Source organism: Pseudomonas farris, assembly GCF_019145235.1.
In the GTDB taxonomy this organism is placed as follows: domain Bacteria; phylum Pseudomonadota; class Gammaproteobacteria; order Pseudomonadales; family Pseudomonadaceae; genus Aquipseudomonas; species Aquipseudomonas farris.
In genome coordinates this window covers 182,688-194,888 of record NZ_JAHSTV010000013.1, presented here as the reverse complement: position 1 = coordinate 194,888, position 12,201 = coordinate 182,688, and the positions used below count along the sequence as shown (strand labels likewise).

The following is a 12,201-nucleotide window of genomic DNA, read 5'->3' as shown; positions in this document are numbered from 1 at the left end:
GGCGGACGCAGTATGAGTCTATCTGAATGTAAAGTAATACACATTGGATTGCCCATTGAATTTGCCAAGTTCAGATGTAAATAGACAGCGACAAATCTATTTACAATATAGCCCATGCAAATATTTCCACAACGAAATTTTCAGCATTAGGTTCGGGCGAGCTATTGATACCCGGCGCGTCATAAAATTGACCGCCGAGTTCAATCGCCCTATGCTGGCAAAGGTATTTGAAGGAGTGATTTTAGCCAATTTCCGCCCCTAAAAAGGCCGTCTTCCGTGTCTGGCCAATAAATACTCCACCAAGCGTGAAATGCTACTCAACAACGCAAAACCACACCGCCCCACAACAACCAAGGTGATGCCTTGCGCAGTCGAAGGAAGCCATTCACGACACTAGCAGCGCTGCGGCCGTGAACTGCCTTTCATGAATTCCAGTTAGTTCCGCTCAGAGTAGATTGCCGGAAAACACTCCTAAAAAGGAACTCAAACAAGACAACCGCCCCCGTGACATGTAGAGCCACAAGCATGATGGCCCGGACCGCACAAGATGACTGATCGCATCGTTGTTTCTTTCTTTCCGAATACGATTGAGGTCGGTGTGTTCCACCAATTTTTTTGTCGAAATGCTCCTTGCTGCTCCTTATCTAGTAAACAGTTGGTCAATTCGTCAGACCATACGATTGCCGCGATATCGTCATCAGGACCAACGATCGGTCCACGCCACATATTACCATCTGGATATACAACAGTAGATATTACAGAGACAACTCGAGGCCGCTCCTCAGCCCTCGGCGGTATGAAGATTGGGGAGTCTTCAACCCTGAATGAGACATCATGTGCAAAGCCGCCGCCCCGGTAGTCGACGGTATTCGAACCCACCTCAATGTACGCTGGAAGCACAGTAGCGTCGTATTCATCCTCCGTTCCCCACGCTTGCATAATCTTGTCTTCGTCAATCACAGATAGGTCGAACACAAGTTTTGCATGTGCAGGAGAGAAGATAATCGCCCCAAACCCCCCTTTTAAAGGCAAACTTTTGTAAAGTACCGTTTCTTCAAAAAATTTGACTTCAATGTCGAGCGATATCAAAGTACCGCGATGCGTGTTGAGACGCGGATTTTGCTGAAAATATGATGCCTCACGATAAAAGCTGTCTTTGCGAGCGGTGTCACTTTTTACGATTTTCAAAGCATCAAGCGGCCTTTTTGGATTCCGCTTTATTTTTGCTTCCTGTAGCCGCCTGTTTCTTGTAAGAAAATCAGGAGGTGCAACGATTACATCGATAAATTTATCGCCGTTTTTCTGTGCGATTTTGGCGCGATTATGCCCTTGATAGATTTGATAATACTCCGTCCCCAAAATTGGCTTAACTATTATTGGCGCCACAATGTCTAAAGCAGCCATGTTGCTCATACACTCAGTGGTTGCAGCTGACTCATGGGGTACAAGTCTATTTATCGGGATTGACTTAATTTTCATTTAATTGCCTCGTCAAACATTGCAAGTGAGAGAGTATTTTAGTTGCCTTTAACTCATTTTTTGACTGAAAATGTGACAATAACGCTTGATACTTTGAACTTTCGAAAGCGGCTTTTATTTTACTTGCTTGATCAGCACACAGACGAAAGTTTGAATCAATATCATCTTTAGTTTTTAATTGCAGCCAGTAGTTCAGCAGCCCAAACCATACAGCTGCCGCGTGACACACATTCATCTGGTAAATTTTATTACCAGTCCAAGGAGATACCAAAACATATGACTCAGCCATTGTTTCTTCTCGTATAAAATATCCGAATTGATTTTCCAGCAAGAACAAGTACTGATGAATAGCTTCATGAAGGATCGCAGCCCCTGCAGCGGCTTGGCTTCGAAGGGAATTAAAATTGGCCAACCTGAAAGAACCAGCACGATTATAGTCAGAAAACCCACTATAACCTTCTAAGCTCGAAATATTTTCCAAGTAGATTGTCTTAGTGATTTTATTTACAAACCTATAAGCGGTAGGTGTATAACTCCTTAAATACGAGAGGGCAGTTCGTGCCAAAGAAAGCGATTCGTAAGATTCAGGGTCGCTAGCTAACAGTTTTGTACGACCTTGATGGTAGTTATGAATCAAAATGTCACAGGCGTCATTGAAAGCCAAGACTAAGGCAATCTTCATCTCTATCGGGGAGGCTTGATAATCGTCGGCTACTGGCATCATCACTCCGTAAAACGGCACTTACAAGCTAACGTTTTTATTCTTCAATGCACACTGGAAAGAAAGCTTCCAATGGTTATAGCAACACTTCAAGAAACTCGCAAACGCCGGTCGACGTGCAAGGTGCTCGATGTCTTTACTTCGGGATGGGGTAAATGAAGATCAGTGATCTGGCGAAACCTGTTTCGGGACTGCCTTGTTACGGATGTCACGAGTGCAACGGGTAGCCTCTCCCCCCCGACTGTTGAATGTCGACGGTGCCGATAACGATACGACAAGATGAGTCGATGCGTAGCTTGCAGAGAACTTAGTGAAGCGTAAATTTGGGCGTTTAAAATACGTTATTACCAGATGATGCTCATGGCAGGAAGCTACTTTCGCCGATGACAGCTATAGATTGAGGATTCAACCGGTCGATGCAAAATCCTCCGGCCACAAGCAGTCACTCGGATGTGCTTTCCTGATCCAGCACAGAATTGTCTGCGTACGCCACCTTCGGTAGCTTGTTGCTGCCGTGCTAATGGAGTATCGAAAGAATTCGCTTAAAATACGGGCTTTATCAGGATAATCGTAGGGATAGAAACTTTATAAAACTTAATAATTTCATTGAGAAACATGTTGTTATTGTTCTATTCGAGTCCAGGTCGTGGAGCCAGACAGCAAAATCGAAAAGCCCCTGAATCGAAAGGTTCAGGGGCTTTTTTTCTGCTCGCCATAAAGTCGAAAGATCGCAGCCTGCGGCAGTTCCTACAGGGGATCGCATCGCACACGAATCCCTGTAGGAGCTGCCGCAGGCTGCGATCTTTGATCTACCTGCTTTTTTACCGGGTACCGCCGTCAGACATGCTCACTGCTTTTCGCATGCGCCGCCCGCGGCTCTGCATGCCCATGCTCTGCCTCCACCACCGGAATCTCATTCCCGTCGCAGTCACGCAGCTTGCCTTCGCTGAAGTAATCCCCTTCCCGCAATGCCGCCAGGTCCTGATAACGCAAGACCCGCTCGGTACCGGCCGCAAACACCGATTGTTGATCCGAATTGCCGGCAGTGAGGTGGTTGAAGGTCAGGTTCAGCACGATGGCCATGATCGCCGAGGAGCTGATGCCCGAGTGGAAGATTGTCGCGAACCAGCTGGGGAAGTGGTCGTAGAAGTTCGGTGCGGCGATGGGGATCATGCCGAAGCCGATGGAGGTGGCGACGATGATCAGATTGACGTTGTTGCGGTAGTCGACCTTGGACAGGGTCCGAATGCCGCTGGCCGCCACGGTGCCGAACAGCACGATGCCGGCGCCGCCGAGGACGGAGGTTGGCACGGCGGCGATGACCCGGCCCATGAAGGGCAGCAATCCGAGCACCACCAGGAACACGCCGCCGGTGGCCACCACGAAACGGCTCTTGATCCCGGTTACCGCCACCAGCCCGACGTTCTGGGCGAAGGCGCTCTGAGTGAAGGAGCCGAAGATTGGCGCGACCATGCTCGACAGCATGTCGGCCCGCAGGCCGTTGCCCAGGCGTTTGGAGTCGACTTTGGTGCCGATGATTTCACCGACGGCCAGAATGTCGGCGGAGGTTTCCACCAGGGTCACCATGATCACGATGCACATCGACAGGATCGCGGCGAAGTGGAACGTCGGCATGCCGAAATGAAACGGTGTCGGGAAGCCGAACATCGGGCCTTGGGTGACGGACGAGAAATCCGCCATGCCGAGGAACACGGCAATGACTGTGCCGATGACCATCGCCAAGAGGATCGACAAACGGGAGATGGTCGCACTGCCGATTTTGCTCAACAGCAGTACCAGCACCAGCGTCACCGCCGCCAGGCCAATGTTCGCCATGCTGCCGAAATCCGGGGCATGGCTGTTGCCACCCATGGCCCAGCGCGCGGCCACTGGCATCAGCGTCAGGCCGATGGTGGTGATCACAATGCCCGTCACCAGCGGCGGAAAGAACTTGGTAATTCGCGAGAACACCGGCGTGATCAGCAAGCCGATCAGCGACGCGGCAATCACCGCCCCGAGAATCGACTGAAAGCCGCCCTCCCCACCACTGCTGACAATCGCCACCATGGTCGCAACGCCGGAGAACGACACACCCTGCACCAGCGGTAACTGACAACCGAAAAACGGTAAACCCAGGGTCTGCAGCAACGTCGCCAGCCCCCCTGCAAACAATGAAGCAGCAATCAACAAACCGATGTCCGCCGGCGAGAGCCCGGCCGCTTGGCCGATGATCAAAGGCACCGCGACGATACCGCCATACATGGTCAGAACGTGTTGCAGGCCGTAAGCCATATTCGCGCCGATCCCGAGATTCTCATCCTCGGGCCGTTGTTGTGAAACATGGGGCGTTTTCATGGTTGGGGGGTTCCCTGGTTTTTGTTGTGCGCACACTGTATTCAATAGTCAGGACAAATGTCTATAGAGTTGTATACAACCAGCCGGTCAGATTATGGACAGATGTTCACACCGCCCTTTAGCCGTAGAGCCCCCAGTCTAAAAAACTCTTGAAATACATCCTTCCTCCCCCTTTCCCTCCCCACCGCTAATCTTTTGCTTTCCAAGCGACCGCCGGTACGGCCGCCTCTCGCTTATACATATAAAGTATGCATAATGAAGTCGTTCGAAATTCAGTACCACAAGGCAAAGAACGCGGCCAACAAACTAAAGCATCAAGGCGTCAGCCTCGCAGAGACAGAACCCGTGTTTTATGACGAACGAGCGCTGACGCTTCAGGACAACCACGCGATGGATCATCATCGGGCTGGATGCCAAAGGTCGACTGCTGGTCGTTGCATACACCTACCGCGATCCGAATTTCGTGCGAATCATTTCCGCGCGCATCGCCACCAAAAACGAGCGTCGCCACTATATGGAGGCTTGACCGATGAAAGATGAATACGACTTCAGCAACGCCAAGCGTGGAGCGGTTGCCTCCAGCAAAGGCAAGACCCGAATCACCATCATGCTCGATGATGTCGTCATAGAGGCAGCGCGTGCGTCGGCAGAAAGCGAGGGGTATGGCTACCAGACAGTGATCAACAATACCTTGCGTCAGGCCTTGCTCAGCGATAAAGGCAAAATGGCGAAGCCCGATCAGAACACTGCTGTGGCAAATGTCGGGCATTTCAAAAAAGGCATCACTGCCTCCGAGCTGAAAAGCCTGGAGAAAAAATTGTCAGAGGCCCTCAGCGAAATCCAGCATGTGATGGAGCTTGAAGTTCGTTCCTAGACACAACACCGACCAAAAGCAAAAGGGGCGAATTGATCAAATCCGCCCCTGTGCGTGGCGCTTAATTTACCTGCGACACAGGCTCAATCAACCGATCAAGCACCCGTTTCAACACTTCCTGCGCCGGCACTCGAATCCCGAATTCACTTTCCAGTAACCCGATCAACTCATCCACATCCGCTACCTCCCGCCGTTCGCTCTCACTGCCCATGCGATGAATGGTAAAGCTGCCGTTAATCAATGTGCGTCGCCATCCCTCCCCCGTCCGCGCCACCATCAGTTGTTTCACGAAGGACGATTCGGGATGGGTCGAGACGTACCAGTTGCCGAGGGTGTAATCGATGTCTTCCTGACGTTGCAGATCGAAAATGTATATCGCCCGCCATTCACCGCCGACGTTGGCACGCAGGGTATAGCCGTCGGCGTGCGGTTCGATGCGATAGGGTTCGTGAGGGGTGAACTGCTCGGCTTCGGTATCCAGCATCAGCGGTGCGGTGGGCACCATGCCGCCGAAGCCGACGTCAGTGATGTAGCGCACGCCGTCGAGGGTTACCAGACTCAAGCGGTGCGTTCGGGCGGTCCATGCGTCTTCGGGCTGACCCATGACCACGCGACCGGTGATGCCACGTGCGTCGAAGCCCAGTGCCTGAAGCAAGGCCAGGAACAGGTTGTTGAGCTCATAGCAGTAGCCACCACGACCGTCGTGCAGGACTTTCTGCTCTATGGACGGCAGATCGATGAGCACCGGTTCGCCCGATAACGTGGTGAGGTTTTCGAACGGGAAGGCACCCGTGTGGCGCAGTTGCAGTTGGCGCAGGGTTTTCAGGGTCGGTGCCGGGGGCGTATCGAAGCCCAAGCGCTGCAGGTACAGCGCAAGATTTGTCAGTCGTGTCTCGCTCATCGCTCAATCCTTTATGCAGAGGTCCGCGGATCGCTCCGCCGATGGGCGCCATGTATAAGGGAAAACACCGTCGGACTGACAATTGATTTAGCCAATCGCCGTACACGCCAAGACTATCGACGCTTGCGCGAACCCAATCGAATCCATGTCGGCGCATGATCGCTGGCATGAGGTTCGTTGCGAACCCAGGCATCGACGCCGGCCTCTTGCAGGTAAGGACTCAGTGCCGGGTTGAGCAGCAGATGATCGATGCGCAACCCCGAGTTTTTCTGCCAGTGCTGACGGAAATAATCCCAGAAGGTGTAGATCCGCTCCTCTGGATACAGATGACGCAGGGAATCGGTCCAACCCTGATCCAGCAACCGCTGATAACACGCACGACTCTCGGGTTGCAGCAGCGCGTCCTTGAGCCAGGAGCGCGGGTTGTAGATGTCCAGATCAGTGGGCACCACGTTGTAATCGCCGGCCAGCACCACCGGATGGTCGCTGCTCTGCAGGTCTTTGGCGTGCGAGATCAGCCGCTCGAACCACGCCAGTTTGTAATCGAACTTCGGTCCCGGCTGCGGATTGCCATTGGGCAGGTACAGACAACCCACCAGAACCCCATGCACGGCAGCTTCCACGTAGCGGCTATGGGTATCGCTGTCATCACCCGGCAAACCGCGCCGGCTCTCCAATGGTTGCGCATCGCGCGCCAGAATCGCCACCCCGTTCCACGACACCTGGCCGTGCCAGACAGCGCCATACCCGGCCGCCTCCAGTTCCGCGACGGGGAATGCGCCGTCGACCGATTTGAGTTCTTGCAAACAGGCGATGTCTGGCTGCTCCCGTGCAAGCCAGGCCAGTAGATTCGGCAAGCGGGCGCGCATGCCGTTGACGTTGAAGGTGGCGATTTTCAGGTTCTTCATGATCCGACGCTCGCAACGGATTGGGCGGTATCCAGTTGTGACCGGGGTGCGTCACGGCAGTTGCCGTGGCGCACGAAACAGGCGACTAAAGGTGCGTGCCCTGCGGCGGAAAATCATCCCTTGATGCCTTGAGCAACGGCAGCAGAGCATACTTGTCCACCGGTCGACTGAGGTAGAACCCCTGCACTTCATGGCACTGGTCCGAGATCAGGAAGTCCAGTTGCTCCAGCGTCTCGACACCCTCTGCGGTGACGGTCAGGCCCATGGCCTTGCCCAGATTGATGATCGCCTGCACCACGGCGCGGTCATTGCTGCCGCTGCTCATGGACGCAATGAAGCGCTTGTCGATCTTGATCCCGTCGAACGGATACGTGCGCAGGTAACCCAGCGAAGAATAACCAGTGCCGAAGTCGTCCATGTTCAGTCGTACGCCCAACTCCTTGAGCGCATTCATGGTCGCCAAGGCGCCATCGACGTCGATGAGCATCACGTTTTCAGTGATCTCCAGTTCCAGTCGACTGGCGGGCAATCGGCTCTGGATCAACGCCTCCCGGACATCCTCGATCACATCGCTACGGGCAAACTGCACCGGCGACAAGTTGACCGACACCATCATCGCACCGGGCCAGGTCAAGGCCGTCTCGCACGCTTCGCGCAACACCCAGCGCCCTAATGGCACGATCAGATCAGTCTGCTCGGCCAGTGGAATAAACGCGTCGGGGTTCAACAAGCCTTGCACCGGATGCTGCCAGCGCAGCAGCGCTTCGACCGAGACGATCTGTTTGCCGTCGACGTGATAACGCGGCTGGTAATGCATCACGAATTCGTTGTTCTTGATCGCCTGACGCAGGTCGCTTTCCAGTTGTCGGCGGTGCTGGATCTGATCGTTCATGTGCGGCGCAAAGTAGCACCAGGTCTTCTTGCCATTGGACTTGGCCTGATACAACGCGATATCGGCGCAGCGAATCAGCTCCTCCGGAAGATGCCCCTGGCGCCGACTCAGCGCGATACCGATGCTCGCGCCAATGTGCAGCGTGTGGTGATCGTAATGGATTGGTTGATGCAGGCTGTCGAGCAAGCGCTCGCAAAACCGGTCGATTTCCGCGTGGCTGTCCATGCCGTGGAGCACCAGTACGAACTCGTCGCCACCCAATCGGGCAACCAGATCGATGTCTCGCGTGCACTCGCGCAAACGAATCGCCACTTCCAGCAATACCGCATCGCCGGCTGGGTGGCCGAGGGAATCGTTGATCGGCTTGAAGTTATCCAGGTCGATCATCAACAGCGTCAACGCCGCCGACTGCTCTTTCAGCGCCAGCGCATCTTCGAGGTAGCGCGCCAGCTTGTTGCGGTTCGGCAAGCCAGTCAGTGCGTCGTGCATCGACAGATGCTGGATCTGCGCATGGGCGGCGACTTCATCGGTAATGTCGCTGGCCGTCCCGCGAAAACCCAGTACCGCACCCTTGCGCTGGATCGGTCGCGCCGACACCCGGCACACTCGCTGTTGCCCCGACTGATCGCGATAGGAACAGCGCAAGTGGCTGACGGCCTGCTCTTCATCGAGTTTATTCAGCCACAGCGACAAGGGCGTGGTATCGCAATTGAGCAGTTGCCCGATGTTCTGCCCCAACCATTGCTGATCGGAAAATCCCGTGACGGTGCTGAAGCGCCCCGACAGATAGGTGATGCAATGCTGGTCGTCGATTTCCCAGATCCAGTCGGACGCGGCTTCGGCCACCGCACGAAAACGCTCTTCACTGGCCTCCAGCGCCTGATTCGACAAATCGAGACTGGTGTAACTGGCGTCCACATGCCCGGACGTGCGCAGGACATAACGAAAGAAGTAAGCCGTCAACAACGCCAGAATCAACAGCGCTCCGCCCAGCGGCGGCAGCAGCGACCAGAGCAATTGGCGACCCGGTCGCTCAAGCCGGGAGACCAGGCTGTAACCGGTGCCGGTCAGGGCGACAGCTGGCTGACCGGGAACAATGCCGTCGTCGGCCGTCAGGCTCAAATTATTCAACCCGTAATCGGCACTCAAGGTATTGAGCTTTTCAGGGTTCAATTGATCGACATATATCAGCACTGAGGTGCTCTTGGGATCGACCGCCGGGCGTTCGTCATTGGGCACGATCGCGGCCGCCGTCAACAGCGCCGGTTTGCCTTCGAACAAGGTGTACCGGCTGACAGGCTCGATGAGGCTCTCCTGGCTCTGAACCTCCTCGATGAGGCTCGCCATCGACGTCGACAGATAGGCCGTCGCTTCGCCCTGCACCTGAAGCCCGCGCACTATGGCGTATTTGGTTCGCTGACGATCGATCACGAAAACGCCATCGTAGTGATCGATAGTGAACAGAGTTTTACCCACGTTCTGATCGACGTAGGCCCACTGCACATCGACTTTGTCGTTCAGGTGGTCGTAGGCGGTCGTCCAATTGGCGTAGCTGGCGATGTAGTTTTTCGAGGCGGTGATGCGGTTCTCAAGTGCGCGTTGCGTGTAGAACGTGGTTTTGCTCAGATCCTGAGCATCGAGCCGTGCGGCAATGCTGAACAGGGCCATCAGCGCGATCAACACCCCAACTACAAACAGCAGGCCGATGACGAACATCAGGTTGCGGGTAATCGGTGTATGACGCGCAGGTGCCGCGGTGGTAATGGCAGTCAAATCCATGCACTTGATCCTGTCGATCGGTCGCCTTATCGGGTGAGGCCGGCGGGGTCTGGTCTGTCGTCATGACAGCCAGGCTCTCCACAGACCATAGCAGCCATGCTCGGTCACCGCTCCTGAATACGCAAGTCATTGCCACACTTGAAAAACCCAGGCTCATTGCCATCCCGTCCCACCACTTGTCATCCAACCGGCACCAACCGCCCCGCCATCGCACCAATATCAGACAACGGCTCATTGTATGGAGACGTAACCCTGATGAATATCAGAATGACCTCACTGTTATTGGCCGGGTTAGTGGTCACGGCATCTGCAAACATCTTTGCGGCGTCCGGAGATGGAGCGGAGGCCACCGGCACTCAGTCGGGCGGCATCAGCAGCTCGACGTTTCCACCCGACAATACCCCCGGCTCGCCTGCGGGCGGGACCAGTTCGGACACCCATGGAAGCGGCACGGGCACCGATGGCGGGGCCAGCGGTTCCGGCTCGGGTGCTGGAGGTGGAACCGGGTCTGCCGGTGGTGGCACCGGCGGTGCTGGCGGTGGGACGGGCAGTTCGACGCATAAAAGCAATCCATGACACTAGCGGTCCGAGCGCATCAGTGCCTCGACGCCGCCTTCCATGGACAACACCGCCGAACGATTTCGCCCCGAATGCTTGGCCTGGTACAACGCCGCATCTGCGCGTTTGATCAACATTTCGGTGCTGTCGTGCCCTGTCGGCACAAACGAATAACAGCCAAGGCTGACCGTCACGTAGCCCGTGGGTGAGCCGCTGTGGATGATGTTCTTGTCCATGACGCTGCGGCGGATCTGCTCGGCGATCGTCAGCGCACCATGGATGTCGGTGTCCGGCAGCAACACCGCAAACTCTTCACCGCCGTAGCGCACTGCCAGATCGGCATTGCGGTGACAACAACTCTTGAGTGCCCGCGCCACTTCGGCCAGGCAATGGTCCCCCGCCACATGACCGTAGGCGTCGTTATAGCGCTTGAAATAATCGATATCGAGCATGACCAGGCTCAGCGGACTCGACTGACGGGCACCGCGCCCGAACTCCATCTCCAGCGCCCGCTCGAACAATCGACGATTGGCCAACCCGGTCAGGCTGTCGTGGGTGGCGATCAATTCCAGGGTTTTCTGCGCCTTGCGCAAATCCGCCTCGATGCGCTCGCCCGCGCGCACCTGATGAATGAACACCCAACCGAACAACCCCACGCCGAGGACGACCAGAGCGACGATCACACTGGATCGAATCGCCGTGTCGTACCAGTCTTTGAAGATCGCGTCTTTGGAAGATGCCGCCGCGACCACCACCGGATAGGCATCGAGTTGTCGGTAGCCATACAACCGAACGATGCCATCCACCACCGAGTCGATCATGGCGTTGCCGGATGTCGCGCGGGGCAGGAGTTTTTGAAAAATCTCGCCCTGAGCCAATGACGTGCCGATCTGCGATTCCACAAACGGCCGTCGCGCCAGCAGTGTTCCATCAGTCAGAGCCAAAAACATTGCGCCGTTGTTATCGATGCTGAAGCTTTTGAAGAACTGATCGAAGTACGACATTTTGATCCCGGCCAACAACACACCATGGAAATTGCCGTTCTGGTCGTTGACTCGCCTGGAAACCGGAATGATCCATTCGCCATTTTCCCGACTGCGAATCGCCGGGCCGATGTGCGCCAGGGACGACGCGTTTTGCTGGTGAAACCTGAAATAGTCACGGTCCGCGACACCAGGACCACGGGGCAGGTTTTCGAACGACGTCACGACCCATTGCCCCTGCTTGTCGAACAGAAATATCCCGTGCAATTGATGCAGCGTCTGCACCCGCCGCGCGAAAGTTTTCTGCAAACGTGGCGTCTGGACAGCGTCGAAACCCTCCGCCTGAATCCAGTCCACCAGACTGGTCAGCACCAGATCGGCTTTCATGAAGGTGTCTTCGGCCTGCTGCGCCATGGCCCGGGTCAGGTTTGACGAAGACACCTCGGCCAACGCCAGATCGTGACGGCGCGACTGCTCCAGTTGCAGGTAAAGCAGCCCACAAAGACAGAGGCACACGGCCGCAATAAACAGCACCGCAGCCTTGAGCAGAGGCAGCCGCCTCAAGGCACCCTCGGGCGCGGGGTGCTGATCGGGAATGGGGATAGGCAAAAGCGAGTCCTGAAAGGGTAAGGCATGGGCAGAGGCCCAAAACCCTTATTCTTTGTGAGCTTACTCTACGGGGTTGTGCGGGGCAATTGCGCCTGTTTTACAGAGACCGATTGGCCCGCGCGAGCGAAATACGAAACCCCTC

The 12,201-nt window shown here is 55.4% G+C and carries 9 protein-coding genes and 1 pseudogene; 3 read left to right on the top strand and 7 right to left on the bottom strand.

Translation table 11 applies throughout. The features are described 5' to 3' along the window. Positions 1–483: 483 nt before the first annotated feature. The 3 genes from KVG95_RS25335 to KVG95_RS25325 form a co-directional block, all read right to left on the bottom strand. Positions 484–1,479: a ParB N-terminal domain-containing protein gene (locus tag KVG95_RS25335; protein WP_496197651.1), complete on the bottom strand. Its 996-nt coding sequence runs from the start codon at positions 1,477–1,479 to the stop codon at positions 484–486. Next, the gene (locus tag KVG95_RS25330) at positions 1,469–2,200 is read right to left on the bottom strand and encodes a hypothetical protein (RefSeq protein ID WP_217858347.1); all 732 of its coding nucleotides are present in this window, start codon (positions 2,198–2,200) and stop codon (positions 1,469–1,471) included. Before KVG95_RS25330 ends, KVG95_RS25335 begins: the two co-directional genes overlap by 11 nt. Positions 2,201–3,037: 837 nt before the next feature. Next, positions 3,038–4,555: a nucleobase:cation symporter-2 family protein gene (locus KVG95_RS25325; RefSeq protein ID WP_217858346.1), complete on the bottom strand. Its 1,518-nt coding sequence runs from the start codon at positions 4,553–4,555 to the stop codon at positions 3,038–3,040. A gap of 255 nt (positions 4,556–4,810) precedes the next feature. Between KVG95_RS25325 and KVG95_RS25320 the strand changes: the two are divergent. Both KVG95_RS25320 and KVG95_RS25315 read left to right on the top strand, forming a co-directional pair. Further along, a pseudogene (locus KVG95_RS25320) lies at positions 4,811–5,081 on the top strand (BrnT family toxin). Between the two features lie 3 nt (positions 5,082–5,084). Continuing rightward, positions 5,085–5,429: a BrnA antitoxin family protein gene (locus KVG95_RS25315; RefSeq protein WP_217858345.1), complete on the top strand. Its 345-nt coding sequence runs from the start codon at positions 5,085–5,087 to the stop codon at positions 5,427–5,429. A gap of 61 nt (positions 5,430–5,490) precedes the next feature. Here the strand turns inward: KVG95_RS25315 and KVG95_RS25310 are convergent, their stop codons facing one another. The 3 genes from KVG95_RS25310 to KVG95_RS25300 form a co-directional block, all read right to left on the bottom strand. Continuing rightward, positions 5,491–6,330 (bottom strand): arylamine N-acetyltransferase family protein, encoded by an 840-nt coding sequence (locus tag KVG95_RS25310; RefSeq protein ID WP_217858344.1) that lies wholly within the window; start codon positions 6,328–6,330, stop codon positions 5,491–5,493. Positions 6,331–6,443: 113 nt separating this feature from the next. Next, positions 6,444–7,238 (bottom strand): exodeoxyribonuclease III, encoded by a 795-nt coding sequence (gene xth, locus KVG95_RS25305; protein WP_052965500.1) that lies wholly within the window; start codon positions 7,236–7,238, stop codon positions 6,444–6,446. Between the two features lie 85 nt (positions 7,239–7,323). Beyond that, positions 7,324–9,909: a bifunctional diguanylate cyclase/phosphodiesterase gene (locus tag KVG95_RS25300; protein ID WP_217858343.1), complete on the bottom strand. Its 2,586-nt coding sequence runs from the start codon at positions 9,907–9,909 to the stop codon at positions 7,324–7,326. A gap of 255 nt (positions 9,910–10,164) precedes the next feature. Between KVG95_RS25300 and KVG95_RS25295 the strand changes: the two genes are divergently transcribed. After that, complete coding sequence (locus KVG95_RS25295) at positions 10,165–10,485, top strand: hypothetical protein (RefSeq protein WP_201059974.1); 321 nt, start codon at positions 10,165–10,167, stop codon at positions 10,483–10,485. Between the two features lie 2 nt (positions 10,486–10,487). Here KVG95_RS25295 and KVG95_RS25290 read toward each other — a convergent pair whose 3' ends face one another. Continuing rightward, a complete protein-coding gene (locus KVG95_RS25290) occupies positions 10,488–12,059 on the bottom strand; it encodes a sensor domain-containing diguanylate cyclase (RefSeq protein WP_217858342.1) in 1,572 nt (523 codons plus the stop codon). Positions 12,060–12,201: the final 142 nt, after the last annotated feature.